The sequence below is a fragment of the Rhodococcus sp. NPDC019647 genome, from assembly GCF_044389235.1.
GTDB lineage: Bacteria > Actinomycetota > Actinomycetes > Mycobacteriales > Mycobacteriaceae > Rhodococcus_F > Rhodococcus_F oxybenzonivorans.
Window position 1 is genome coordinate 73,869 of sequence record NZ_JBIRXS010000021.1, and the last position, 26,211, is coordinate 100,079.

25 protein-coding genes are annotated in these 26,211 nt (G+C 65.6%); 13 read left to right on the forward strand and 12 right to left on the reverse strand.

What is annotated here, in order from left to right:
* The first annotated feature begins 4 nt into the window (after window positions 1-4).
* From ACH49N_RS27855 to ACH49N_RS27880, 6 genes are all read left to right on the forward strand, one after another.
* On the forward strand, window positions 5-583 hold the full coding sequence (locus tag ACH49N_RS27855; protein WP_358275826.1) for a hypothetical protein: 579 nt from the start codon (window positions 5-7) through the stop codon (window positions 581-583).
* A gap of 63 nt (window positions 584-646) precedes the next feature.
* Complete coding sequence (locus ACH49N_RS27860; protein ID WP_358275827.1) at window positions 647-2,455, forward strand: TraM recognition domain-containing protein; 1,809 nt, start codon at window positions 647-649, stop codon at window positions 2,453-2,455.
* Window positions 2,456-2,507: 52 nt separating this feature from the next.
* Window positions 2,508-3,254, forward strand: a complete 747-nt coding sequence (locus ACH49N_RS27865) for a hypothetical protein (protein ID WP_358275828.1) — start codon at window positions 2,508-2,510, stop codon at window positions 3,252-3,254.
* A gap of 91 nt (window positions 3,255-3,345) precedes the next feature.
* A complete protein-coding gene (locus ACH49N_RS27870; protein ID WP_358275829.1) occupies window positions 3,346-3,783 on the forward strand; it encodes a DUF4913 domain-containing protein in 438 nt (145 codons plus the stop codon).
* A gap of 100 nt (window positions 3,784-3,883) precedes the next feature.
* Window positions 3,884-4,081 (forward strand): antitoxin VbhA family protein, encoded by a 198-nt coding sequence (locus ACH49N_RS27875; protein ID WP_159928264.1) that lies wholly within the window; start codon window positions 3,884-3,886, stop codon window positions 4,079-4,081.
* 7 nt (window positions 4,082-4,088) lie between these two features.
* Complete coding sequence (locus ACH49N_RS27880; protein WP_358275831.1) at window positions 4,089-4,895, forward strand: Fic family protein; 807 nt, start codon at window positions 4,089-4,091, stop codon at window positions 4,893-4,895.
* A gap of 11 nt (window positions 4,896-4,906) precedes the next feature.
* Here the strand turns inward: ACH49N_RS27880 and ACH49N_RS27885 are convergent, their stop codons facing one another.
* Window positions 4,907-5,137: a hypothetical protein gene (locus ACH49N_RS27885; protein ID WP_358275832.1), complete on the reverse strand. Its 231-nt coding sequence runs from the start codon at window positions 5,135-5,137 to the stop codon at window positions 4,907-4,909.
* On the opposite strand from ACH49N_RS27885, the gene ACH49N_RS27890 reads away from it, so the two are divergent.
* Window positions 5,136-8,192 (forward strand): Helicase associated domain protein, encoded by a 3,057-nt coding sequence (locus tag ACH49N_RS27890; RefSeq protein WP_358275833.1) that lies wholly within the window; start codon window positions 5,136-5,138, stop codon window positions 8,190-8,192. The genes ACH49N_RS27885 and ACH49N_RS27890 overlap by 2 nt on opposite strands.
* Before the next feature lie 124 nt (window positions 8,193-8,316).
* Here the strand turns inward: ACH49N_RS27890 and mobF are convergent, their stop codons facing one another.
* Window positions 8,317-13,014, reverse strand: coding sequence for a MobF family relaxase (mobF, locus tag ACH49N_RS27895; RefSeq protein WP_358275917.1), 4,698 nt, complete (start codon window positions 13,012-13,014; stop codon window positions 8,317-8,319).
* 316 nt (window positions 13,015-13,330) lie between these two features.
* Here mobF and ACH49N_RS27900 point away from each other — a divergent pair, with 316 nt between their 5' ends.
* The 3 genes from ACH49N_RS27900 (at window position 13,331) to ACH49N_RS27910 (ending at window position 14,755) form a co-directional block, all read left to right on the forward strand.
* Window positions 13,331-13,813, forward strand: a complete 483-nt coding sequence (locus tag ACH49N_RS27900; RefSeq protein ID WP_358275835.1) for a hypothetical protein — start codon at window positions 13,331-13,333, stop codon at window positions 13,811-13,813.
* 210 nt (window positions 13,814-14,023) lie between these two features.
* Entirely contained in the window at window positions 14,024-14,533 is a 510-nt protein-coding gene (locus ACH49N_RS27905) for a hypothetical protein (RefSeq protein WP_358275836.1), read from the forward strand.
* Between the two features lie 42 nt (window positions 14,534-14,575).
* A complete protein-coding gene (locus tag ACH49N_RS27910) occupies window positions 14,576-14,755 on the forward strand; it encodes a hypothetical protein (RefSeq protein ID WP_358275838.1) in 180 nt (59 codons plus the stop codon).
* 178 nt (window positions 14,756-14,933) lie between these two features.
* Here ACH49N_RS27910 and ACH49N_RS27915 read toward each other — a convergent pair whose 3' ends face one another.
* A complete protein-coding gene (locus tag ACH49N_RS27915) occupies window positions 14,934-15,935 on the reverse strand; it encodes a DUF4192 domain-containing protein (protein ID WP_358275839.1) in 1,002 nt (333 codons plus the stop codon).
* A gap of 572 nt (window positions 15,936-16,507) precedes the next feature.
* On the reverse strand, window positions 16,508-17,185 hold the full coding sequence (locus tag ACH49N_RS27920) for a hypothetical protein (RefSeq protein WP_358275841.1): 678 nt from the start codon (window positions 17,183-17,185) through the stop codon (window positions 16,508-16,510).
* Window positions 17,186-17,453: 268 nt separating this feature from the next.
* Between ACH49N_RS27920 and ACH49N_RS27925 the strand changes: the two genes are divergently transcribed.
* Both ACH49N_RS27925 and ACH49N_RS27930 read left to right on the forward strand, forming a co-directional pair.
* Window positions 17,454-17,936: a DUF4429 domain-containing protein gene (locus ACH49N_RS27925; RefSeq protein WP_358275842.1), complete on the forward strand. Its 483-nt coding sequence runs from the start codon at window positions 17,454-17,456 to the stop codon at window positions 17,934-17,936.
* A 201-nt stretch (window positions 17,937-18,137) separates the two neighbouring features.
* Window positions 18,138-18,368: a cold shock domain-containing protein gene (locus ACH49N_RS27930; RefSeq protein ID WP_358275843.1), complete on the forward strand. Its 231-nt coding sequence runs from the start codon at window positions 18,138-18,140 to the stop codon at window positions 18,366-18,368.
* A gap of 124 nt (window positions 18,369-18,492) precedes the next feature.
* Here ACH49N_RS27930 and ACH49N_RS27935 read toward each other — a convergent pair whose 3' ends face one another.
* The 8 genes from ACH49N_RS27935 to ACH49N_RS27970 form a co-directional block, all read right to left on the reverse strand.
* The gene (locus ACH49N_RS27935; protein ID WP_358275845.1) at window positions 18,493-18,825 is read right to left on the reverse strand and encodes a hypothetical protein; all 333 of its coding nucleotides are present in this window, start codon (window positions 18,823-18,825) and stop codon (window positions 18,493-18,495) included.
* 348 nt (window positions 18,826-19,173) lie between these two features.
* Window positions 19,174-19,332 (reverse strand): hypothetical protein, encoded by a 159-nt coding sequence (locus ACH49N_RS27940; protein WP_358275846.1) that lies wholly within the window; start codon window positions 19,330-19,332, stop codon window positions 19,174-19,176.
* Between the two features lie 132 nt (window positions 19,333-19,464).
* Window positions 19,465-19,653, reverse strand: coding sequence for a hypothetical protein (locus tag ACH49N_RS27945; RefSeq protein ID WP_358275847.1), 189 nt, complete (start codon window positions 19,651-19,653; stop codon window positions 19,465-19,467).
* A complete protein-coding gene (locus ACH49N_RS27950; RefSeq protein WP_358275849.1) occupies window positions 19,650-20,204 on the reverse strand; it encodes a DnaB-like helicase N-terminal domain-containing protein in 555 nt (184 codons plus the stop codon). The genes ACH49N_RS27945 and ACH49N_RS27950 overlap by 4 nt, the downstream gene beginning before the upstream one ends.
* Window positions 20,205-20,262: 58 nt before the next feature.
* Entirely contained in the window at window positions 20,263-20,496 is a 234-nt protein-coding gene (nrdH, locus tag ACH49N_RS27955; protein WP_358275851.1) for a glutaredoxin-like protein NrdH, read from the reverse strand.
* Between the two features lie 496 nt (window positions 20,497-20,992).
* A complete protein-coding gene (locus ACH49N_RS27960; RefSeq protein WP_358275852.1) occupies window positions 20,993-21,424 on the reverse strand; it encodes a hypothetical protein in 432 nt (143 codons plus the stop codon).
* Between the two features lie 40 nt (window positions 21,425-21,464).
* Window positions 21,465-21,941, reverse strand: a complete 477-nt coding sequence (locus ACH49N_RS27965) for a hypothetical protein (RefSeq protein WP_358275853.1) — start codon at window positions 21,939-21,941, stop codon at window positions 21,465-21,467.
* A gap of 243 nt (window positions 21,942-22,184) precedes the next feature.
* Window positions 22,185-23,180, reverse strand: a complete 996-nt coding sequence (locus ACH49N_RS27970) for a hypothetical protein (protein WP_358275855.1) — start codon at window positions 23,178-23,180, stop codon at window positions 22,185-22,187.
* 2,067 nt (window positions 23,181-25,247) lie between these two features.
* Between ACH49N_RS27970 and ACH49N_RS27975 the strand changes: the two genes are divergently transcribed.
* On the forward strand, window positions 25,248-26,210 hold the full coding sequence (locus ACH49N_RS27975; protein ID WP_358275856.1) for a recombinase family protein: 963 nt from the start codon (window positions 25,248-25,250) through the stop codon (window positions 26,208-26,210).
* Window position 26,211: the final 1 nt, after the last annotated feature.

A 26,211-nucleotide genomic window follows, 5' to 3' on the forward strand; every position in this document is an offset into this window, starting at 1 on the left:
AGCGATGAGAGAGAACAAGGGCATGACGATCGTCATCGGTGTCGTGGTGGCCCTCGTGTTGATCGTCGGAGTGGTGTTCGCGGTCCGTCAGAGCGTCGGCAACGATGCCGGCCCCGCAGCCGCGGAAGGCCACGACTCCAACCACCACCATGAGGACCCGCTGTCCCCGGAACACGCGGATCCGCAGACCGTGTCCACCAACGCCATGTCGATGATCTTCTCCTGGCAACCGGCCCGAGACCGGTCCGGATGGGAGGCGCTGAACCGCGCCGGACAAGCGGATCTGCTGACCGGCGTGCTCGCGGAAGCCGCCACCACCGAACCGACCCCGCTTCCGAGGCCGGCGGCCGAGTGGGCGGCGTGGTCACGTAGCGGGGACACCCTCACCGCCGCGGCGACGGCGGAATCGGCGCCCGGGGTCAACGGCACGACCGCCACGGTCGACGTCCGGATCCGGCAAGTCGTGCTTCACCCGGACGGCGGATCGACGCCGTACAAGACCTCGGGCGCGGAGGTGACCCTCGAGAAGGATGCTTCCGGGACCTGGCGGGCCGCGAACTACCGGATCGAAGAAACCGGATGACGAATGCCGCTGTAGCTGCCACGTATTCACCCACTTGCCCTCGATGCACACAGGAAGTGACTCATGGCTGAGAAACTGCACACCCGCGATCCCCACAAGTCGGATCTCGGCATCTACCTCGTCGGCGGTCTCGTCGGGGTCGCGGTCTCCGCGGTCTCGGTGATCGGGATCTCGGTGCGGGTGGGATCGTCCTGGGCCGGTACCGACCAGCAGGTGCCGGGAAATCCGATCGACGCCGGGTTTGCCGTGATGAACGGCAAACTGATCTGGCCGGTGCAGGCAACCGTGATCGCCGCCGCCGTGGCGGTGGTCGTGTTCGTTGTCATCGGCGTGTGCTCGTGGTGGTGGGCGGACCATAGGTCCAAGCGCCGCAGCAAGACGCCGGTCGGGTTGGCGACGTTGAAAGACCTGCGGGTCGCCAAGCTCGACGAAGCCTCGGCGCGTAAGGAGGGCCGGTTCCTGCGCCCCTCACTCGAGGGCATCTCGGACAAGGACATCGAGACCGCGGAGTTGGCGTTGCGCCTGGGTTTCCTGCACAACTCCAAGCACCCGGTGTGGGTGTCGACGAAGGACGCGATCTACGTCGAGGGTGCAGCACAGCAGGGTAAGTCGTCCCGTTTGGCGGTTCCGATGGTGCTCTCGGCTCCCGGTGGTTGCCTGATCACGTCGACGAAGGTCGACGTCTTGCATCAGACCTGGCTGCCGCGGTTTTTGCGCGGTGAGGTCGTCGTGTTCGATCCGGAGGACATTTCCGGGTGGCCGGATCGGATCACATGGTCGGTGATCGCCGGGTGTGAGGACGCGGACGTGGCGATCCGCCGCGCTGCCGCTTTGGTGGCGGCGAAGCCGAAGACCGCGAAGTCGAGCGGGGACGGGGACTTCTTCGATCAGAAGGCAGCGACCCTGCTGCGGTGCTATTTGCACGCGGCCGCGCTCGGGGGCATGCGCCTCTCGGACGTGGTGCAGTGGTGCGAGTCCACGGACGCGGAGGATGCCCGGGCAATCCTCGACGAGCGTCATCCGGAGTGGGCGCGCACGCTCGCCGAGATCTTGGATGCGAAGTCGGAGAAGACGACGTCGAGCATTCTGATGGTGCTGACCTCGGTGATGGAGCCGTTGGCCTCGCCGTCGTTGCTGGCGGCGGTCGATTGCCCGGCCGCGGAGTCGTTCGACGTGCGGGACTTCGTCGATAAGGGGACCGGCACCATGTATGTGCTCTCCGAAGGCGGCAACGGGTCGGTGGCACCGTTCGCGGCCGCGCTGGCTGCGGAGGTGTTCTTCGTGGCGAACAAGCTCTCGCAACGCCGAGCCGGCCGCAAGCTGGACCCGTCGCTGCGTCTGGTCTTGGACGAACTCAATAACGTTGCGCCGATTCCGGAACTGCCCGCCAAGATGTCGGACTCGGGGGGCCGCGGAATTCAGTTGGTCGCGTTCACCCACAACTTCTCGCAGACCGAACGTCGGTGGGGCCGCGAAGGGGCGAAGGAACTCGCTGGTAGTGCCAATATTCGGCTGATTCTGCCCGGTCTGCTCGACACCGCGACGCTCAAGGAAGTCTCGACGCTGCTCGGGTCCATCGAAGAGTTCGTGCTCTCGGCGCCGACGCCGCGTGGGCGGGGAATGGGCGCTGCGCGGGGCGGAAGCCTGCACCGCCGCCAGGTGATGGAGGAATCGGCGATCCGCGAGCTCGAAGAGGGCACGGCGTTGATGATTCGCCGCAACAACAAAGCCGTCATGCTCGACCTTCCCGGTTTCTGGGAGGACCCCCAGATCAATGAGGTCGTCGCCGCGTCGGAAAGGCAGGCGGCCGTCGTTATCGAGCAGGGTTTCGTGTCCCCGTCCGCCCCGATCGAGGTCACCCCGATCAGCTGAACAATTTCTCGCTTGCCCATCGAATTCCCTAGCCGAAGAAGGAGTTGTGCTCATGGTTCAAGGTCGTCGCAGTAGCACGAAGTCACGCAGTTCGTCCTCGTCGTCACAGCAGTGGGACGAAGTCGGTAAAGCAGTCAAGGCCGGCGCGGACGAGCTGCGTGCGTTGACCACCCACTCACAGCTCTACCAGTGGGCGAAGGAACACAAGTTCGCGACCGCGTCGATGTTCCCGAAGTTCAAGACCGAGCTGAACAAGCGGCTCGACATCGATTACGACGAACTGCGGTCGATCGCACAGCGTGAACGCCTCGCACAGATCGAAGCAGCCGCCGTAGACGGTCCGTTGGTGGAACTGTGGGCGGCCGGTGACGACGAGGTCTCCTCGTATGCGGTGTGCGGGTCGGAGGGATTCGTGGCCTGGTACGGAGAGTTCTTCGCCGGCGACAAGATCCGCAAGGAAGGCGATCAGAACTCGGCGGACCTCTCGGCCGCCGGCAAAGCGGTGTTCCTGGCAGGCAAGGTCCGCGAAGAACTCGAGGTCGACGCACTGACCGTGCGGATTCACGTTCTCAATCATCACGTTCGCAGTGAGGACCTCATGCGGGCAGCTCTCGGCGCGGGAGTGGTGGTGGAGATCGACGTCGACGACGACACCACCGCGTTGGACTGGTGCCGCGAACTGGGATCGAAGTCCTGGCGGGAAACGAAGCTCGAACGCCTCCTCGCCCGCGACACCGGCGAAGACACCGGTCACGGCGAGACGGACACGGTCGACGACAACGACGAGACCATCGAGTAAGAGTACGGATATTGTTGCGGCACAGGACGATGCCCGTACACGCCAGGTCGGCGTGCACGGGCCACCCTGCAACGGAAAGTGAGTCGAGACGGTGGATGACGAATTCGACGACGAGCAGCTCGAGGACGATGTCCCTACGCGGGTGTACCGGTGGGCCGATCTCGACGGGGAGCAGGCGGCGGAGCTGTGGGCGGAGCTGATCGCGTGGGTGGGGTGGTTCCGGCGCCGGTATGCCGTGGCCGGCTCGGATGCGGTGATTCCGCCGTGCTGGTTCCGCCATCCTGTGGCGGTCGAGGAGTTGACGGCGCTGATGGTCGCGCACCAGAGCGCCTACACCCTCGACGAGCCGGGATCGGAGCTTGCAGCGTTCCATGTGCAGTGGCTCTGGCCGACGTTGCGCGATCTCGCGGTCCGGGCCGGATACAAGCGGTGCTCGGACTCGAAGTGCTCGTTCAACGCGCCGGAAGTGGTCGATGACCTGGACGGTTTGGGGGAGTGGGTTAGCGACGACATTGCCGCCCGGCGATGACGTCTGCGCCCCGGAAAGTGCCGTTGAGCTGCATTTATAGGCATTTTCCTGTAAGGTGATGGAAGCGATCGAACGTATCGCACGGGGAGGGCTGGGCCGCATGACCACTGCACACAAGGTCACCACACGCACCGCATCACGCGGTGTCGAAGAGTCGGTGCAGTTCGCGGTCGCGGGTGTTCGTCTTGCCGGCGGCACCGTCACCGAAGCCGACAAGGCGGCTGCGCGCCGCGTTGCTCGTGGTGTGAGCACTACGGAGCAAGAGCTGGCGGCGTTGCGCCAGGAACTCGAGCTCTAATCGTCCGTTGCCTGCGAAAACTTCACAGTTCCGTTCCTGGGATGACTACTTCATCCCAGGAACGACTGTTTTACGGAACAAGCTGGTCAGCGCTGCGCACCCGTACGGGACGCCGGACGCGGAGAAACTGCGTCGATACGAGGAACAGGCTTCGTTGCTCCGTATGACCGAACTGAACAGGACCCCGATCGAGGGGAAATTCGACTACGACCACTTCAAGGCCATCCATCGGAAATTGTTCCAGGATGTGTACGAATGGGCTGGTCAGGAACGTGTTGGACCGGATCAGCCGATGGTGAAGAGCGGCCCGGATGTCGTACATTTCGCGCCGGGGGATCCGAACGCGCCGATTGTGAATTACGGCTACTACCCAGGCGTGGGTGAGCAGATCCGCGAAGCAGCAGAAAGGCAGTTCCGGAAGCTGGCTGCCGAGAACCTGTTGCGCGGCCGCGGCCGCGCAGAGTTCGTTGCCGGCCTCGCCGATCACTGGGGCGAAATCAATACCATCCACAGTTTCCGGGAAGGGAACACCCGGACACAGTTCGTGTTCTTCTCCGAACTGTCCCGTCAGGCCGGATACGAACTCGACGTCACGCAGTTCGCCGAGCACGCACCCCTACGGACCGAATTCGTGTGGGCGCGCTTCTACAACCAAGCCACCACGAAGACGGATCGTCTCAAAGCCGTGCTGGACCAGGCGCTCACCGAAATCGTCCCTCCCGCGCGGTCACTGGGTGATGCGCCGCCGACCGCGTTGGAACGCTTGGCACGCAAGCGCTTGCGTAGGGGTTCGGAGAACGAACTCGAAACGTGACGGTCCCGAAGTCACAGGGCAACGTCGGCAACGATGGCGGCGAGGCCACCGACACCCCAGTCGGCGGTGCCCGGACTGTCCCGGCGACCCAGGACGAGCATCGTGGCAGCGGCGGCGGCTACGGCGAGTATTCGTCCGTCCGACTCCACGGCGGTCGCGCTGACCTGCGCCGGCATCCGAGGGCGGGGTCGTACCGGATTCCGGCGTCGAACCGGGCGTCGCCTCGCTAGTGTGGTGCTCATGGCGGCGCTCGGTGAACTTCTGGCCGGGTGTGATCGCGAGCCGGGTCGGCGGAGACTGGAATTCGAGCGTATCTGCCAGTGGTATCTGACCCGTGATCCGGTCTACGCGTTGGCGCTTCGCCGGGTGTGGCTGTGGTCGCAGTGGCCTGGCCGGTGGGGTGACGATGCCGGTATCGGTCTCGTCGCCGAGGACCGTCGCGGACAGCTGTGGGCGATCGGGGTGAAAGCGTGCAGCGACGCCGCCTGGGTCACCCACCGTGACGTGGCGAATTTCCTGGCGGCGTCGGATCGGGCGGAGTTCTCCTTTCGTCTGTTCATCGCCCCGACCAACCTGATCGGGCGGGCGGCCCGGCACTCGATCGCGACCGAGCGCAGGCCGGCGGGTCTAGTGCTCCTCGATGACCTCGACGCCGCGGTGCAGTGGCCCGCCGACCCCGCGGAGCTGCGGGCCCGGCGGCCGGCACCGACCAGGCCGCGCCGTCATCACCGGGACGCGGTCGAGGCGGTGGTGCAGGGCTTCGCGCGGGCCGACCGGGGTCAGCTGATGATGGCCCACGGGACCGGAAAAACTCTGACGGCGTTGCTGATCCGCGACACACTCGCCGTCGAACGCACACTGGTGCTGGTGCCGACGCTGTCGTTGCTGGCCCGAACGATGCGCACCTGGGCCGCCGACACCACCGTGGGATTCGACGTCCTTGCCGTGTGCGCGAACGGGACCGTCGCCGAACCGGCGGCGGTGCTGGCGAATACGAGTGATCTCGGCCTGCCGGTGACGACCGACCCAGGGCAGATCGCGGCGTTCCTGCGGCGGCGCTCCGGCCCACGGGTCGTGTTCGCCACCTACCGGTCCGCTCCGGCGATCGCCCGGGCGTTCCGGCTCGGTAAGGTGCCGGCCTTCGACCTGGCCATCGCCGACGACGCCCAGGACCGCGGACACGGCGGGGGCGCCACCCTGTTCGACCCCGGTGCCATCACCGCGCGCCGCCGACTGTTCCTGACCGCCCCCGGCGCCCGCGTGAGGCGGAACACACAGGAAACGCAGGAGGCCGACGCCCCGGCCTATGCCGCGGACGACCGGGAGGTGTTCGGCCCGGTGTTCCACCGCCTCGGCGTCGCCGAGGCGGTCGAGCGTGGTCTGCTCACCGACTACCGGGTGGTCGTCATCGTTGTCGATGGCGGCGCGGACCGTCACCGGCAGCGAAATCCATCCGTCGCCGCCGACGGCACCGAGGCCACCGACTCCCGCGTGCTGGCCGGTATCGGCGTGGCCCAGGCGATGCACCGCTACCACCTGCACCGCACCCTCACCGTTCACTCGGCCGTGGACCGTGCCCAGCAGTTCGCCCGCTGGTTCCCCGAGGTGATCGCGACGATGCCCACGCGGCCCACGGGTCGAGTGTGGTCCGACTACGCCTCGGGCGAAATGCCAGCCCGGAAGCTGCACATGCTCGGGCACCAACTCTGCGGCCTCGGCAACCGTGGGCGAGGACTGCTGGCTACCGCGCGGCCACTCGGCGTCGACGTACCGGCCGTGGACAGTGTGGCGTTCATCGACCCGTGCCAGTCGGCCGCCGACACCGCCGTGGCCGTCGGCCACGCGGTCCGCCCCGCCCCGGGCAAGACCATCGGCACGATCGTGCTGCCCGTCTTCCTCGACGCCGGTACCGAGTCCACCACCGCCCTAGAGGACTCGTCGTTCGAGTCGGTGTGGGACGTGCTCACGGTACTGCGCTCGATCGACGATCGACTCGCCGACCAACTCGATGAACTCCGACCCCTGCGGGGCCACGAAAGGCACCAGCCCCGGCTTCCTCCCCAGATCCGGCTGCACCTGCCGGCCACAATCGGCAGAACGTTCGCCCGCGCATTCACGGCGTACCTGCTCGAGCGCACCGCCGATGCCGCTCCGCTCGGCGGGTGGGTCGAGGGACAGGGTCCGCCGGACGGGAACGATGCACCCGGCCGCCGAACCCGACTCGCAGCGCTGTCCGGCAGCACAGCACAGGACCCGGTCGCCGACCCGTGGGAGGCCGGCTACCGGCACCTGCTGAACTACGCCGCCCACCACGGCGATGCCTGTATCCCGGTGTCTTACACCGTCGATGGTTACCGGCTCGGGGCGTGGGTCAATCGGCAACGCACCCAGTACACGCGAGGTGCCCTGGGCGCCGACCGCGCCGGCCGACTCGAGGCGGTGCCGGGCTGGACGTGGGACGCCCGGGCCGATCAGTGGCAGAACGGTTACCGCGAACTCCTCGAGTACGTCGACCACCAGGGGCATGCCCGGGTTCTGCCCTATGGCTCGCGACTGGGCAGCTGGGTCAGCCAGCAACGCCGTCACTACGCCCTAGGGATGTTGCGCGACGACCGGGCGCGGCGACTCGAGGCGGTGCCCGGGTGGACGTGGGATCCCGGCGCGGATCGGTGGGAGGAGGCATTCGGCCGACTGGCGGAGTACGCCGACCACCACGGTCACGCTCGTGTCCCGCAGTCCTACACGGTCGACGGTTGCCAGCTCGGTCACTGGGTCCACAAGCAGCGCCGCACGTTCGCACGCGGCGCCATGGATCCCGGCCGTGCCCGCCGGCTCGAGGCGGTACCCGGGTGGGCGTGGCATAGCGCCGGGGACCGATGGGAGGAGGTTTGGGAGGAGGGCTTTCGACGACTGGAAACGTACGTGGAAACGGTCGGTGACGCCCGCGTCCCCTATGCCTGCACCACGGGGAGCTACCGGCTGGGGGTGTGGGTCAGCATCCAACGCCGCCACCACGCCGATGGCCACTTGGATTCCCGCCGTGCCCGCCGACTCGAGGCGGTACCCGGGTGGGCGTGGGACCCCTTCGCGGATCAGTGGGAGCAGGGGTTCCGCCGGCTCGTGGACTATGCCGCCCACTTCGGCGACACCCGAGTCCCACGGTCGTACACCGTCGAGGACTACCGACTCGGCGCGTGGGTCACCAAGCAACGCACCAGACGCAAGGCCGGCGCTCTGGGCGCCGACCGCGCACGTCGACTACAGGCCCTGCCGGGCTGGACCTGGGCGGGGCACTAGAGATTCGAGCCTGGATTCAGGCGCTACCTGTTCACCGGTACGAGGATCAACTGATCCAGTGATGCCCTGCCGCGATCGTCTCTCCCCGAACGGAACATCCGTTCGGAGGTCCTTTGAGGGCCGGTCAGCGTTCGAGGTCGTGGCCGCGTTGCTTGTGCTGGTCGGCTTGTTCGCGTTGGCGGGCGAGCATCATGGCGCGGTTGTTGCGTTCCTTCGCCTTCGGCCCGGTGGTGTCCTTCTCGGCGGTCTGATCGCGCTGGGATATCTCGGCCGCAGCCTGCTCGGGGGTGAGGTCACGTCGGCGTTCTTGTTCGGCGGTGATCGCGGTGTCCTGCCCGGCGAGTTGCTGTTGCTGGGTGTCGATCCGTTCGAGGGCTTTGTCGGCCGTGTTGAGGGCCTGGCGGTCGTGTTCTTCGGCTTCGCGGAGCGCCGCGGGCAGTTGCTTGTCCGCTTCGGCAGCGGCGACGGCGACCTGGTCCCATTGGTGAGCGGGTGCGATCGCTGCGGCGTTGTTGCGGGCGGTTTTGAGCTGCTCGACTGCGGCTGCACGCTCGGCGGCGAGAGCGCCGAGCTTAGCTTCGAGTTCGGCTCGTTTGCTGCGGGCGAGGCGTCCGGTGCCGGCGAGTTCGGTGCGGGCGCTGTCGATTTCGGTGTCGACGCGGCGCACTGCTTCGGTGCGGGTTTCGATCGCCGCGCGGGCTTGGGCAAGTGCATGGGCGGGCGCGGTGATGCGGCTGTGTTCGCGGCGCACGTTCTCGGTGCGGCTGCGCGCGATCGCTGCTGCGCGGGTCGCAGCGGTGAGGGTGCGGAGCTGTTCGAGGTGGCCTTGTTTCGCGGCGATATGGCGGCGGGCGGCGACGAGTTTGGCTCCGCTGAGTGCGCGTAGGCCGGTGAGCTGGTGGGCCGCTGCGGTGCGCGGTTCCCGGGTCGCGGTGGGTTCGGTCTCGTGGTCGCGCTGCGCCGGTGCGGCGCGCGTTTTCCCGCGTCGGGTGATGGGTGCGGTCTCGACGGGCTCGGGTTGGGCGGCGGTGCGCGTCGTTTCCGGCGAGCGTTCCGGCCGCGGTGCAGGGGTGGGTGTGTCGAGGGTGTCGAGGTAGTCGCGTAGCTCGGTGGCGTAGGCGGCGAGGGCGCGGTCGGTGCGGCTGATCGGTTCCCGGGTGGCGGGCTGCGCAGCCGCGGTGGGGGCATTGTCGAGGGTGCGGATGCGTTCGAGCAGTGCGGTTCCGTAGCCGTCGAGGCGCTCGGGGCCTTGTTCGGTGATGGTGGCAACGAGGGTGTGGGGGTCGCGGCCGCCGTGGATCTCTGCGTCGGCGACGGCTGCTAGTAGTGGGGTCCACTGTCCGTCGTCGCGGATCGCGTCGACGACGTGAGCGGGGAGCGCCGATTCGAGCAGTGTCGCGGCGTCACCTTCGGCGATACGGGCAAGGGCAGCGTTGTAGGCGGCCTGCTGCGGGTGCGTGTACTCGAGGTCGACGGGGCGCAAGCCGTCGAAGTCTGTCGCGGTGACGGTGGGGGAGCTGCCGATCTGGTCGCGCATCCAGGCGGCGAATTCTCGCAGGGATCGATCACTGCCGCGGTGGGTCGGCGGGAGGATCGCCAGCTGGTCGTCGGCGAGTTCAGGTGTCGGCACGCTCTTGAGTCGGCCGAGCAGGGCACCGGGAACGTTTCCGACGGTGGCGAGTTCACGGTCGGTGGCCGCGGTGAGAATGGGGGCGATGTCCGCGCCGTGGGTGGCGAGTTCCCGCACCCGTGCGACGAGGGAATCGAAGCCGTCCTGCTTCTTCGCGGTGGCCAGGACGGTCGCCGGCAAGGTGCGGTCGAGCAGGTGCAGGGCGTAGTCGGTGCCCAGTTTGACGGCGGCCACGTCGTAATAGGTCTGGAAGCGGCCGGGGTCGCTGGCGCGGTCGAGTGCTTCGCGTAGTTGTTCGGTCGCGGAGATCTCCTCGCCGCGGCGATCGAGGATTTCGGCGAACACACCGCCCCGGGTGGAGACGGGGTCCGGTTGGTGGTCGAGGTCGCCTTCGGGCAGCTCGTCGGTGACGAGGTAGGCGTAGTTTCCGTGGCGGCCGCGGGTGAGGGCGACGTAGCCGGCTTCGCGGGTGACCGAGGCTCCGAGTAGTGAGCGGGCCACGTCGACTGTCATGCCCTGGGCGCGGTGAATTGTGTGCGCGTAGCCGAGTTCGGTGTGCTTGGCCAGGTACCAGTTCGGGAGGGTGACGGTACCGCCGTGGCGTTTGTGGACGGCGATGACGCCGTGCTCGGTGACTGCCTGCACGGTCCACAGGTCACCGTTCTCGATGCGGCGGCCGGGGCGGGTTCCACCCGCCGAGGTGATGCTGGTTTCGTTGCGGCGGGTGACGATGATGTCCCCGACGTAGGCGTGGTCGCCTGCCGCGAGAGCTGCGTGTGCCCCCTGCGTGACGGTGCCGTCGACCAGGTGGATCGCCTGTGCCGCTTGGTTGAGGGACTGCACGTCGGCGGTGGTCGGGGCGAGCATCACCGAAGTCGATCCGGCGGCGGTGTCGGCGAGATGATCGCGCAGGAGTGTGTCGAGCAGTTCGTCTCGGCTGCCCCCGAAGAGGCGGCCACGGTCCTCGTACCATCCGATGACGGAGTGCTCTCCCTTGCGCAGTGCGAGGGAGATTTCGCGTTCGTCGGAGTCGCTGAAGCGGACGACTTCTTCGAGTTCGGGTGCTCGGGTGTCGCGGGCGAGGAGGCCGAGTGCGCCGCCGGCGTTGACGGCGGACAGCTGCGCGGGGTCACCGATCAGTCGGACGACGGCACCGTGTTGGGCGGCGATCTGGACGAGGGTGTCGAGCTGGTGTGTCGATGCCATACCGGCTTCGTCGACGAGCAGCATCGTGCCGCGGCTGATCTGGACGTCGACGCCGTTGCGGGCGCGGGTGAGGATGTCGTCGATGGTGCGCCCGCGTACTCCGATGTCCTCTCCGAGCACGCTCGCCGCTGCTGCAGACGGTCCGAGCGCGATCACTTCGCGGCCCTGCGCCTGCCATGCGTCGGTGACCGCTTTCATGGCGGTGGTCTTGCCGGTTCCCGCGGGGCCGATACCGACGGCGAGCAGCGTTTCGGTGGTCGCGAGGTGACGTGCCAGGGCGATCTGTCCCTTGTTGAAGGGGCGGCCCTCGAGGTCTTCGCGGTAGGCGAGGGCGGTCTCGAATGCGGTGTCGGAGACGGTGAACACGGTCGGGGTGTGGGCGGCGTTCAGGAGTCGTTGCTCGGCGTCGAGCATTGCGTTGCTGGTGTAGCGGGCCTTCTGGTGATCGGTGAGAGTGGACTCACCGTTGGCGCGGGTCAGTGCCGTGGGCATCTCGTCGAGGGAGATGTCGACGAGGAGGGAGTCGCGGTGCAGGGCGCGGTTGACGACGATCTCGACGGCTGCGCTGGCTTGTTGCTCGGACGGGAACTTCACGCGCGCGAGCATGTCTTCGGCGACGGTGCGGACGTTCGCCTCGGTCCACGTACTGCGGTGCAGGGACACGCGTTCGACGACGGATGTGGCCATGTCGTCGGCGTCGAACTGGTTGACGTCGATGAACGGTTCGTCCTGTGAGAGGGCAGCCGCGAGGACGGTGTCGATGCCGCCGGGGCCGAGTATGTTCTCGGCCTGCTGACGCCATTCCTCGCGCATCGCGGCCAACGATTTGGGGGTTTGTTTGCCGGATCGGGTTTCCAGGGTGGCGCGTTGCACCAGGGATACCTGCACAACTTTCGACGGATTCTTGCCGTGTTCGGCGCGGTATTCGGCCATCAGTTCGTTGGCGCGTTCCATGATCTGTGGGCGGCGAGAGAATCCCTCGAGAAGCTCCTGGGGCATCCCGGCGATATCGCGGACGGGTTGCTTGTTCTCGCCGCGTGAGCGGTCCTCGAACGCGACGGGAAGTGCCCGGCTGATCTTGTCCGCAACGATGCGGTTGTAGCGGGCAGCGCCTGCGACGGCGATACGGTGCAGGGGTCTGGCGTCGAGGGACGACCAGTTTCCGTCGCTGCCGCGGACCTTGTTCGAGACGGCGCAGTGGGTGTGCAGGTTGGGGTCGCCGTTGCGATTGTCGAAGTGGTCGAACTGGGCGATGACCAGTCCGTGAGTGTCGACTTGCTCGACGCCGGCGGTACCGCGGCGGGTGAGCGCGGCTTCGGATTCGATCCACGCAATGGTCTCGTTGACCGCCTCTTTGTGGGCCTTCTCGATGGCGGTACGTACGTCGTCGTCGCCGAGTCCCCACAGGACCGAGACGCTTTTCGCTGGTGTGAACACGAGGTCGTATCCGGCGACGGGCTGGCGGATCTTCGACTCTTGGGCGGCCATGAAGCGGACGAGTTCACCTTTGGTCGCCGCTGATTCTCCGTGCTGCTGGTGGAAGTATTTCGCGGCGATCTGGAAGCGCATTGCGTCGCGTTCGTCGCGGGTCGGCGCCTTGCCGGTCTCTTTGCGGTGTGCGTCCAGGGCGGTATTCAGCTCGTTGACGAAGGGGACATCGTTCTTGAATCTCGGGAAGGCGCGACCAAGTTTCTGCGCTTCGAGCGCAGCGTGCGGGGCCATCCCCGCGGCGATGGCTTGATCGAAAAGTAGGTCGGCATTGGGGTGCAGTCCTTCGCCGAACAGGGCGCGCATCTGCTCTTCCGAGACCTGCCCGGACAAGCCGAGGTCGTCGATTCCTTTGCCCATCCAGAGGCCGGGTGGCGTGCCTTCGACGACGTAATAGTCGGCCAAGTTCTGGCCTCGACCGATCTCACGGTCACCGCTCGCGACTTGCCGGGTGAGGTAGGTATAGCCATCGCCGGCATGTAGCCGGTGCAGCGTCATCACGACGACATCACGCTCAAACCACGCCGCGGAACACGCCCTTCGGCACGCTGACGGAACGGTCGCGGGAGCCGACTGCGGTCATCTTTGACGCCACCCAAGTCCGCGCTACCGGCACCGCCGGAGAGCGACTCAAGCGTCATCATGAGATACAGCTTCCCCTAGGCCCACGGCAAGTGCAAATGGTGTGTACGGTTCGTCGGTTGAGATTTTGAGCTGAGGCACGAAGTAGAGCTGAGGCACGAAGTAGAGCTGAGGCACGAAGTAGAGCGTGTGCACCAGGAAGATTGAGACCAAGCGGTCTAGGATGATGCACATGACGTCTACCGCGAACAAAGTAAGCGCGAGAGAACGTGCTCGCTCCGTCACTTCCGCGCGCCTTGCTCGCGAGCAGGAACGCAACAAGCAGAACGAAGATGACCTCGCTGCGTTCTTCAAGGCGCAGGAGACCAGCGAGAAGGTTGAGTCGGATGCCGAGACGCGAATTGCGCGGATCCGCGACGAGACGAAGGCGAAGCTGGTTCAGTCGGAATCCACTCAAGCGCTGGCGCTGCTCGCATTGAAGAACCGTGGCGAGTCCGTGGCCGCGATTGCTGAGATGGCGGGACTGTCGAGCTCGGAGGTAAACCGGCTACTGAAGATAGCGCGTCAGAGCGCGGCCGCGGAGTTTGGCGACGGTCCGCGGCCACTGAAGGGCGCGAGCGGTGACACGCCTCCGACCACAGCCGCCACCGATCCGGAAGCATCACAGCCTTCGGAGCGCTCGTCCGATGAGACTCCGTCCGCAGTGGCATCCTGACCACCAGTTACGAATGATGCGATGTCGACCCGCACGCGATTGTCCCCAGTGGGGTGTCAGCGACCGATTGTGCGGTGCCTGAGATCGAGCGGAGCGGGCCAGGAATCTCGGGCATCCACATGAGGGATGTCGTTGTCCCCGATTGGGGGCAACCGCCCGCGCCGCAGTCGTGGAGTCCGGAAACGTTAGGTGCGGAGAAATGGAACCCTGATGCCTGAGCCCCTAACGCTTCCGGCGCCGGGTGACCCGGAGCTGGCGAGGTTCGAGAGTTTCGTTGTTCGTGGACCCAGGGCGACCGACTGCTGGTTGTGGCGGGGTGCCGTGGCTGACGATTCCTACGCGAGATTTTGGCTCATGCGTGGCGGGCGACAGCGGGTGGTTCGTCCGCACCGGTACGCCCTGTCCCTCGAGCTCGGGCGTCCCCTCACCGATGACGAGGTCGCGTTGCACGAAGTGTGTGACAACCCGATCTGCGTTCGGGCGTCCTCGCAAGCGTTAGGTCCTCCACATGTGGTGCTGGGAACGCAGGCACAGAATCTCGCCGGCATGGGCGCAAAGGGTCGTGGTGGCGGCCGCGGGCAGACATGGCGTTGGTACGGGCCGGACCGTTCAGCGCGGGTCGCTCGGTCGCGGGCGTTACGGGATGCGGTGCGTGACGGGTGGAACGACGATGCAGTACAGGCAGCGCTGCGAATGTCGGATGAACCAACACTGTTCTGACAGAACACCAACGATGAAAACCGATGATGGGGAGAGTGTGCAGTGGAGGAATCGCAGATCGAAACCCGGCTCCGGGCGTTGGTCGTGGACTCGGCCAACCCGAGCGGGGCGGACCTGACCGCCATCGTCGAGGGCACACCAATCGAGGACGTCCGGCCCGAAGCGCCGACGGTCGACCTGGTGTACCCGCCGGCAGAAACAAGTCGGCACTTCCGGTACTGACCCTCACGTCCGGCCGCGCCACAAGTAGCCGCGTGGGCTCTGTGTCGCGCAGTGGGTTGTCGGGCTCGATGCCCGTCAACCCACCACAGGGGTCGGGACCCGCGCGACCACAACGACGCACGCACCGGTGCCCTGCCTCTTCGCGGTGAAGGGGCAGGGCACCGGTGAGTGTTGTGTGTCAGTCGATGTCGACACCAAGCTCTTGTGCCTTGGCCACGCCGATGTCGATGAGTTCGGAAAGGTGAACGGGGTTCAGCCCGTGCCGGATGCTGTGCTCGAGCAGTCGCAGCAACTTCATTCCCAGCTCGTGGCCACCGGCGGCGGAGTCGGCGCGCTCGCAGGCTATGCGGGCCTCGACGCCGTGTCCGGCCATGTAGGCGAAGAGTCCGGCGATGGTGAGCATGTGGGCGCGAGCCACGCCCCGCAGGTGACGGGAAATGTGCACGGTCGCGGCGGTGGCGTCCTCGAGTCCGTGACGACCGGCCGCGATGATCGCATCGCGGCGCTCGCCGCCCAGTGTCGCGACCATTCCGACGCGTCCGGCGAGGTCGGCGCTCGGCTGGTCTCCTGTGCGGACAACCTCGAGCAGTTCGGCGAGGGTAGCGCGCACGAAGTCGTCGCCCTGTTCGATGCTGGTGGTGTGGGCGGCGCGCATGTCAGCCTCGGCCGCGAGACCGTAGCGGGCGTAGAGGGCGGCGGCCGATGATGCGACGTTGCGGCCGTACAGCACTGCCGCCACGGACACATCGCTGAATCGGTGATCTACGGTCACGCCCATTTCGAGGGTGTCGAGGTCGGTCCACGTTGCCCCCTCCTCGATGTTGGCCGTGTGCAGCATCCGCACTGTGGGGATGTTGTGGTGCGCGAGGTGCTCGCGCACGGCGAGCGCGTTACTGATCGCCTCGTCGATCACCACGGGCGAGCCGTCGACGATCACGACCGTGATCGCGCCGGTGACGCTCTCCCGGTGCGCAATCGCGGCAAGTGTTCCGCTGTGACGGTCGATGCCCCGGTCGTCGGCGTCGGCGCGAGCGACGAGGAGAATCCGCGTCTCGGTGTGATCGTCCACGACGCTTTCGGTGAGCAGAAGCGTCACGATCGAGAAGACTGGAACGAAACCGAGCAGAGCAGGAATCGACGCGACGACATCGGTGGCGGTGGTGAGGCGAATGGACTGCATGACGCTCCTTCGATCGAACACGGTGACCGAGCCACGTGGCCCCGCCAATTTTTTTGCCCTTCTGGCGAAGGAGAATCGGATCGGCATGAGGGGGCCGGAGTGCAACTTCTGAGCCGGGAAAGTTTCTCGTCGAGCGCAGCGAGTCGAGAGAAGTTTCCCGGAGCCGTAGGCCGGAGCGCAGCGGAGTCAGGGGTTGCGCGCAGGTCACCGCCGATCAGAATCGGAAGGCCAGAAGGGAAACAAATCAATGCTCTTCCCGGGCGGAGCGCAGCGGAGCTCCTTTTGGGGGACACCGCAGGTGGCCGGCCGCCGGGCAGGCGCCACCCCTACGTGAGACCCGCCCGTGAATCGGGGCATCGGGCCGCCTCGAATGTCCGGCTGTAGGTGTCCCGATTGACGCCCCGAAAGCAACATCATCAACCGGACGGGCCAAACGGGAACGCGCTGCTCAAGGGGTTCCGGTCAACGGCCGCTTCCGGGACGTGCCGGTGATGGTTCCGCCTTCGGGACGGGTGTCGGCCGCTGCCCCTATGTGCTCGGCGCCGGTCTCGCCCGATGGCGCGCAGGCATTGTTACTCAGCCGGGCGGGTGGGTCTGAACTCTGTGGAGTCGACGGCGATCGTCGACGCGGTATCGATCCCGAGCAGGGGATACGAAATGGTGAACGTCACGATCCCACCCGGTTCGGGGCGCGGGCTGATGAAGTAAGTCGCGCCCGTCTCCGACTGGCTGCTGTAACCGCGGCCGCCGTACAACCAGGGTGTCGTAGGGTCGTCATCCTCCGGCGCCTGGGGTGGGGTGCAGGTCTTGTTGGTGACGATCTTGCCGCTCGGGAGAACCACTCCCAAGTAGACGCGGCCTATGTGCGTGGCCTTGATCCGGTGGCTGACGTTCACCCGCTCTCCCAGGAAGGAGGCGTGCATCGCGGATTCTCGGGCGACTAGCTCAAACGCCACACCCGTCGGGTAGCCACGGATGTTTGCCAGTTCGAGTCGGACGTCGAGGTCGGGGTCCAGTGGGAACGGGATCGTATCGGTGGACCGGAAGAGAATCTGTCGATCGTTCTTCGGCGGCTTGCGGAAGTCGGGGACGTCATGACGTTGAAGTGTGCGTTGTCGTTCTCTCGTGTGCAGATCCGCTAAACGATCGATATGGGCGGCGAGTTCCGGCGGCGGTTCCCCCACGAAGCCGAAGTTGAATCGCCGTGCCCCCGGGGTGGACTCGTCAAGCGGCTCCTCGGTCCAACGCATGGTCACATCCTGCCACCGAACCGGCGCTCACCAGGTTCCATTGCCAGGGAGTGGACCCCCGCTCCCGGTGGCAGGTAGCTGGTGGCCGTTGGTGCATCGGCAAACAGGACACTGATGCGTATGAAACGGCCACCGGACGCTGTGCGCGGGCGAGTCCGTCCCACCGCGAAGTCTCTCTTCACTTGTGAGCAATGGGTGAGACGATGGGTTCCAAGTGGCCCCGCTGCTGCTCATCGACACCGACCTTGTCTGAAGAAAGGACCGCAACGTGATCTCAGCTCGGGGCTTCAATGGAACTGTCCATTTCGACGGTCGATACATCACCATCGAGCGCACCGGCCTCATGGCGCGTCTATCCGTCGGCAGGGGTGAGAAACGAATCCCGCTGTCCTCGATACAAGCCATACAGTTCAAGAGACCGAGCCCATTCGTGCTGGGCTACATCGAGTTCACTATCCCCGGTGGAAACGAAGTGAACTCCAGTTTCAAGTCGGCATCGGCCAGAACAGCCGAGAGCGAGAACGCGGTGACGCTCGAACGAAAGCACGTCAGCGACATGCTCGCGTTACGTGACGCAATCGACGAGGCTCGAGTCGCGCCCATGATTCCTAGCTTCGAGACGCCGACTTCTCCTCCTCCTCCACCGCCACCAGTTGTCCCCGCTGATTGGTATCCCGACCCCGATGGTGTTCAGGTTCGCCGGTACTGGGATGGAAGTAAATGGACTGAGCACACCGCACCAATGGGGTAGCAGACATTCGATTGTCGGTACCGTGAGGCATGATGCTGATTCGCGCGCGAAGGGTCCGTTCCGCGAAGCGTCGAGTAGCTCGACCGGGTCACTTGTCCGGGGAGGAATCAGCAGTGCAATCAGGGGGAAAGATGATCGAGAAGCCGGTGGTCACTCCGAAAGCGGATCGCTGACTGGCGCAACTTCCTGCATTATCGGGAGATGACTTCATGGGGCATTGTCCGGTTCTGGAGGGGAGAAGACGGGTGGGGCGCCATCGACTGTGTGCAGACCCCGGGTGGCTGCTGGGTGCACTTCAGTGAGGTCGAAATCGATGGATTCCGAGCGCTCGACCCTGGCCAAGAGGTCGACTTCGAGTGGCAGAAGCCAACCGGCCCGGTAGAGGGCTTCGCATTCGTGGCCACTCAGGTACGACCCGTCCAGGTCGATTAGCGATCCCCTTGGGGATACCGCAGGTGGCCAGCCGCCGGGCAGCTGCCATTCTCACCGGCGGCGGAGGGTCCAGAACCGACCAACTGCTGCCGTGGTGTGTGAGCCAGGTGGTGTCGTTGACCGCTTAGGACTCTCGCTGCCGCTCGGGTGCCCACTTGGAGGGCCTGCGTGTGTGGTTGGTCGCGATGGGGGCGAGGTGGTGTAGCCCGGGGAGGCTGTAGACGTTCAGGGCGAGCTGGGATCGCCAGAGCTTGTGTTTGATCGCCCAGAGCCAGTGTCCGGCGAGCCACAACCCGATACCGGCCGCGAGGGTGGGGATCGCTCGTGGATCGGCTGTGTGGGTTGCGAGCCGGAGGAGGCTGACGAGGATGAGGACGGCTCCTGCGAATCGGGCGAGTCCGGAGCCGAATACCCACACGGCCCATGCAGCAAGTGCGGCGAGTGCTAGTGCTCCCATTGCGGCACCCTTTCTGGGGTTATTTATGTGGGGCGGGCTCACACAGTTCTGCAGGGCTAAGCGATCGCGTCGGTGTTTATCGCGCGTTGCGTAGGGCGTCGAGGAGCCTATCCACGAGTGTGAAGGCGTCGTCGCGGTCGAGGATCACGCTCTGGCCGTAGGTCCATATCTCGACGCCGTCGACGAGTCCGTCGATGGTGGAGGAGATCGGGTTCGCTTCGATTCCGATGGGGTTGTCGGTGCCCGTATCCGCTTGTTCGGTGTGGTCGTCGAACCCAGATTTCGGCTGTTCACGGGATCGGGGACCGCCGGACGGGACGGCTCCTCCGTCGATCTGCTGAAGGTTGTTCAGTGGTCATCGTTGTGGTGGTCCTGCCCGGTGGTGAGGGAGTGAAGCAGATGTGCGCGTAGGAAGTTCATCAGGATGGTGTTTCCCTCGGTGTCGAGTGCGGTGGTGAGGTCGATCCGCTCGTGCTGGGAATGGGGGTCGTGCGCGGTGTCAGTCACAGGTTCCTCCGGTTGAGCTACCGGCCGCGTCGTGGCTGATCGCGGAGCACTGCTGGTGGTGCCCGACCGCTGCGCGTCGGCCATGCGTATGGGTGTGGGTGTGGGTGTGGGTGTGGGTGCATGAGGAGTCCGTCAGAACAAGGTGATCTGAGATTGGGCGGCGGCGTCATCGGTGCGTTGCTGGTAGGCGGCGGCGAAGGCTTGCGCGGTCCCTTCGGTGCATCCCAACTCCCTGGCGACCTGTGTCCAGGTGAGTCCGGAGTTGTGGAGTTGGAAGGCGTCGCGTTCGTCGTCGGTGCACAGGTCGGGGTGGATGCTCACTGCCTGTCTCCTTCGATGGCGTTGCGGCGGTCGGTGAGTGCGCGTTGGCGTCGGCCAAGGTCGCACATGTGCGCGTAGAGCTGGTCCTCGGAAAGTTCCCGAGCAGCCTGGGTGAGTGCGGTTGCTGCGGTGGCGAAGCTGCGCCGGTATGCCTGGCTGAACAGGGCGCGGGCGTAGTGATCGATCGCGGCGTGTTCGGCGCCGAGGGTGGTGATGTTGGCGAGGTGGCGGGAGCGTTCGGATCCGTGATGACCGGCGAGGTCACCGGATCGCTCGAGCGCTGCCCCGACCATCGCCGCATTGTGGGGTGCCCCGCTCTCGATCAGGCCGCGGATCAGGATGAAGAACTCGCGGTGGATGGGGCGCGCGAAGTCGGTGGGTTCGAGGATGCCGACAGAGTGTTTCGCAGCTGCCGGGGATGCCCACAACAGTGCGCACAGGAAGAGCGCTTCCACATCTGCGTGGAGGTCGTCGGCGAAGTCTTGTGGTTGGAGCGGCTCGGTGTCGGCGGCCTGCGTCTGTCCGGGGACGAGTGCCAGTGCTGCGCTCACGGGGCGGTCCTTTCGTGTGGGCATGGTGTCGGCTGGCCGGGATCATGGGATTGCGGTCTCAGGCAGCGGCCGCGATGACGTCCTTAATGTGTCGAATTCGGAAGCCGGACCAGTGTTGGTCGCCGGCCACGACGACGGGCGCCTGGAGGTAGCCGAGGCTCTGCACGTAGTCGCGGGCTTCGGGTTTCTCGGTGATGTCGACAACCGTGTACTCGATCCCCGCTTTGTCGAATTGCATAAACGTCGCGTTGCACTGATCGCAGCCCGGTTTGGTGTACACAGTGATTGTCACAACTTCCCCCTCTGTCTGAATTCCAATTACGTTTATCTTATCGAATTGAGCGCCCATATCCAAGCCTTCCGAAGTAATTATTTCGGTAATTACACCAACAATTCATATAACACTTCCCGCACCATTTTTCGGCACCGACAGCACGCTTCCCCAACAGCGCTTACCTGGGGATCTACCCCCTTCTCACCTGACCTCGGAGCCGCTTTCCCCTGGTACTGGCGAATGTTCTGGCGGGGCGGCGGTGCGTCAAGGTGAGCGGGGAAAGTTTTCCGCGATATAAGGGAGCGGGCGACCGCGTGGAGAAGTTTTGCGAGCGGCCTTGATGCGTGGTCGCACCGGTAGGAGAATGAGAAAAATAAGGGGATGGTGCCTGAATTGTTTTGTGTTTCTCTGACCTCTCGGCGTTTTATCCTTTTTTGGACCATTTATTTCGGTGGTGCGGTGCATGGCGGTAACGCTTCCCCGCCATGCACCGCGTTTGTGGGCTGATCCTGTGTCAGACGTCGGTTATCTGGGCGCTGGCCGCGGCGGCGGCGATGTCGATCGTGACCTTCTCCAGCGCGGTTCGTGGCACATTCCAGTACCGGCCGTCGTCGCCGCCCAGCTCGGCGATCTTCACCGTGGCACCGTTCGAGAGGACCACGAACAGCGTGGTCGGATCGATATTGCGGGCGCGCTTGACCCGCACCGTGGACCCGGTCGACAGGGGCGCGACCGCGACGATCGGTTTCGCCAGAAGTTCCTCGGGCGCGGGCATCAGCACTTCTGGCTGTGCCCGCACTCCGGGGCCGATACCGTCGAGTGGCGTGAGTTCGTAGTTCACCTTCAACTGGCGAACCACCTCGAAAACGCGCCCGGTCATTTCCTTGTTCGCGACCGCGGGGTCGATGATGACGCGGTCGCCAGCCTGGAAGATGTTCTTCGACATAGCTTTCGTTCTCCTTCGGGAATGAGTGCGGTGTTGGTTGTTATGCGGGGATCCAGGTCACGCCCTGGTCTCCGATGAGGGCGGTCTTCCCGGCCGGTGCACCGCCGGTGTACTGGTGCAGTGCCGTGCGGGCGCGGGTGACCGCGCAGCCGAGGGCATCGGGAGAGTTGCCGAATGCGTCGACGCTGGCCTCGCCCATTGCCAGGGCGACCGAGTCGCCTCGCGTGTCGTAGAGGCCGACGGCCCAGCTCGTGACGGGTTCCCCGGTCGCCACGGCGGGATCACCGTTGGTGGTGGCAAGGAGGTAGATCGACCGGCCATCGGGGGCGTAACCGGCATTGCCGGTGAGGGCGTAGCAGTTGCCGCCGGTTGAGGCCACGTCGGGATCGGTGACGCCGATCGCCGCGAGTCGGGTCAGCTCGCGGGCGTAGATTTCCTCCAAGGTGCCGTAGTGGGGGTAGTCGAGCAGCTCGGACGTCTCCACGGTGGGAGCCACGGGTGATGTTGATGTGCCCATGTGAGAGGGACCTTTCGTTCGGAGCCGGACCGCTTACAGCGGCCCGGGTTGTTGGGGTGCGCCGAGCGGGTGGCCGGCGGAATGCGGGAGTCCGTCTCTTCGGCCACACCCCGCGCCGCCGGGTGCCGGTGGTGAGTGGTGTGGGGTATTTCGGCGCGGGGTGTGGCCGACCGCGTTTTCGTGGTGACCGGCTGGCCCACGGGCCGGGGCGGTGGTGTTCCGTCCCGGCCGGTGGGGGGTCGGTCAGTCGAGGGTGACCTGATCGGCGGTGAGGGTGCGGGCGATGACTTCCTCGACCTCGGTCAGGGTGTGCCCGTTCTCGGCGAGGAACGCGAAGTATCCGGCGCTGCCCTGCGGACGCCACCGCCACGCATCCTTGACCATCCGCGCTTCCAGACCGGCGAGGACCAGGGCCAGGGTGATCACCTGGGCGCGGTTGTCGCTGGCCTTGTCCACCATCGTCACGAGCGCCTCGGACGTGGCGATACCGGAGTTTCCGAGGATTTCCCCGACTACCTCACCGGCCTTGTGCTCGGTCAGCAATCGCGGATCGGCGGCAAGAGTCGCCGCGACGAACTTCGCTGCCGACTTCGGTGGGGTCTTCCGCGTCAGGAGGGTCCGCAGGAAGTCGCGGCGGACGGTGGTCGCCGCCACGGCTTGCTTGTTCAACGCGATGACCTGCCGACGCTCCTTGCGGGCCTGCGCCTTCTCCTCCGTCTCTCGGCGGGCCGCTGCCACGGCCGCGTCCTCGCCGCTCACACCATCCTCGGCGGGTGCGACGGTGCGGGCGGCGGCGAGGATCGGGGAGAGTGCCACCCCGGCACTCTCTGAATCCAGGCACACGTACTCCGGCACCCAAATATGGCGCACCTGCACGGTGTTCGCGTGTCGGTAGCCCTCTGCCGGGGTGGCCTCGTCGTCGTCCTCGGTTTCCCAATCGACACTCTCGGCGTCGATCTCCTCACCGCTGGCGGTATCGACGTAGTGTTCGGCCTGGGTCAGCCACACCGCCCACTTGGTCGGGTCGTTCTCGGTGTCGGCTTCGGTGACCTCGCCGCCTTCCGTGTGGACCAGGTCCGCGAGCAGCAAGTCGCGGGCGTAGTCGGGTTCCTCGGTGAGGATCGTGTATCCCATCACCGCGTAGGGCTGGGCGGCGTCGGCGCGTGCGGCCTTCTCGACGCGGTCGTTGCGCAGGCGCTCGGCGGTGAAGCGGAAGTTCCACCGGCCGTTGCTCAGCAACTCCTCGACGGCGTCGCTGTCGCCCGCAGCTTCGATTATGTGGACAACCCGGCTGGGTCAAGCGCGGCTACGGGGGCCACGTCTCCGGTGCGTGGCGTCGTTCACGAGACAGCTGTCAGTTTCAAGAAATCGTGTTCCCGGGTCCACGGTCGGTTTTCGCGGCGCTTCTCTCGCTGCGCTCCCACCCCCGCCGTCGATGCCGTCGGGTGAAATCCGGACGCCCATGGCGGACTGGCGCAGCGGCACTGGGACGACGCACGGAGCACACCCCGAGCTACCGTGGTGTAGTGAATGACTAGGCGAACAGCGCGCCCCACCTCGGGTATGAGGTGAGGCGCTTTGTGGTCAGGTCCGCGACCGAGTCGCACCGTCTATCGGTAGCAGTGAGGGATCTTGCGTTGGTCCAGAGAGCCCTTCGTGCCGAGGCCCATGGCCTTGCAAACCTGCGACCAGCTGTAGAACACCGACTTTTCCTTGGGCCAGAACCCTCCGTATGCGGCGTACATGTACTTGCACGAGACGCCGCTGGACTGGGCAACGGCGTTCTTGTACCAGTGCCTCGGTGTTGCACCCGTCCTTGAGGTCAGCTGCTGGGGCGGAGTTCGGTCGTAACAGAACTGGTAGTACTCCGGGATCGGCCCAGTCGGCGCGGCTTGGGCAGGTGTGGCTAAGGCGACGTTGGCTCCAAAGAAGACCACCAAGGAAGCCGCAAGTGCGAAGAATATTCGCGCCCAGATCGGATTCTTAGTGTTCGACGCTGGCGCGAGAGCCAATGTGGGCGAGCCGATTCGGCTCGGGCTCGCAATTGGCAAGGTGGGATCGGTGGGCTGTTGGGTGCTCATGGCTCGATCTCTCTCGTCGGAAGCGGTGGCTTCTTTACGGGGGTCGCCCAGGGTGCTGGACTTACTCTCAGTTTCAGTTCGCGGGGAAGATCGATCGCCGCGCGGGACAGAAACGGGACAAACAGATGGTGAGTCGCAGCGGTCAGTTCGCGGAGAACGAGACTGAACTAGGTGTATGGATGAAGCGGTGCAGAGGTAGACGTTCCCTTCGTGCGATCGAACAGGAACTGAAGGGAACGGAGCATCCGCTCACCAAGTCAACGCTCAGTCGGTACGAGCACGGTATGCACTTACCCCCACTTCGGTACGCCGAAGCGCTCGACCGGGTCTATTCGACGGAAGGATGGTTGATGTTGTCGATACACAGATTGTGGCGCCTGAAGTGGGATCCATGGTCCGAGGAGTGGCCTCAGCGCTATCACTCTTTTGCGTGGCCGGCGGACTACCGCGGGATGGTCTGGATGAAAGTCCTGCCCACAGATCGCGAGGAGCAGGTTCACATCTCAATAGACTTGGAATGGGCTCCGTGGGGAAGGGTCGTCGAATGTGTGCTTCCTTCGACCGGAGTCGTTCTCCGAACCGGAAAAGCCCCAGATCGCGACGGGGTCTCTCGCACCTTGAATCTTAGGGCGAACCACAAAGTGTACGTCTTGTTCGGTGCGGGAGAGGAGGAACTGGCGGAGGAGTCAGTGCTCGATATCCACCGAGGGTGGGAAGTCCGCAACAAGGATGCTTCCCGAGAGGAACGGTTGCACGGCCCAAGCGATCCTGATGCTACCGAGTAACAACTGCGACGTCCTTACCACCGGCCGCTCACTTGCAGCCTTATCGGACGGTCGCGGTGGAGTTCGCTCGCAGGTGGTAGAAGACCTCGAGCAAACCCCGGAGGGGGGCGTTTCAGGACCGACACACCGCCGGGCCACATGTTCATCGACAGGGAGATCAGCTGTCCGTCAGCAGGGACGAACGTGTCCCCCTACAGGGAGGCTGGCATGTCCGCTAGCAAAGGGCGCACCGCACATGTGGCCGGCGGCCAACGTCCTACTTCCCTTTTCAGGTCGGATACGACGCACCACCGTTGCCTGATGTCAGATCGTTGGAAATGAGACGCCCCCGGCACCGCGTCCGGGTACCACAAACCCCCAGGTCACAGTGTCTCAAAAGTTAGTTCCACAACTTCGTGTCAAAACAGCCGTACAGAACTGACTTTCGGTACGCTCCATAGGTGGAATTGGGATACGCCCGGGTGTCGACGAGCAAGCAGGACCTGACGCGGCAGATCGACGCGCTCCGCAAGGCCGGGGTCGACCAGGCGAACATCTACGTGGACAAGAAGTCCGGGGCCACCACCGAACGTCCCGGATTGCAGGCGCTGCTGGGCTACGCCCGCAAGGGCGACGTGATCGTGGTGCACACCCTCGACCGGCTCGGCCGCACCGTCCGCGACACCCTCAACCTGATCCACGACCTGCACCGGCGCGGCATCGGCTTCCGGAACCTGGCCGATCCGATCCGGATCGACTCCACCAGTCCGGACGACCCGATGGGCCAGTTGGCGGTGGTGCTACTGGCCCTGTTCGGGCAGATGGAACGCACCTACGCGGTCGAGCGGGCCGCCCACGCCCGCACCGTGGCCACCGAGAAAGGCCGCCGCACCGGCCGACCCAGCGTGGTCACCGACGCCCAACTCGCCTACGCCACCCAACTCCGGGACGGTGGCGCCACCATCGCCGAAATCACCGACAAGACCGGACTGACCCGCTCCACCCTCTACCGACATCTGCCACCCCGCCCGTCGGAGACGACTACCGCCGAAACCGCGCAGGCAGAGGAGAGGTCTTCGACGTCAACGGTTCCGGTGACGCTGCCGTCGGCCGCCCACCCCCTTGCATGTCCGACCTGCGGATACCAGCCCACCACGCGCCGCGACCTCATTCCGCATCGCGCCGACCTCGCCACCGTCTGGCTACACCTCGACGACCTCGGCCATCCTCGTGAGGCGCGCCATTGCGCCCACTGTCAGCCGCACAGCCACGTCCTGGTGATCAGTTGCTCCCGGTGCGGGGACGGGCCGCTGGTCACCGGCACCGATCCCGACACCGACGAGGTTCCCAGGCCGGTCCGGGACTGGCTCGAACACCACGACTGGTCGGTGGTACCGGACCTCTTGTGCCCCAACCATTCCTGAA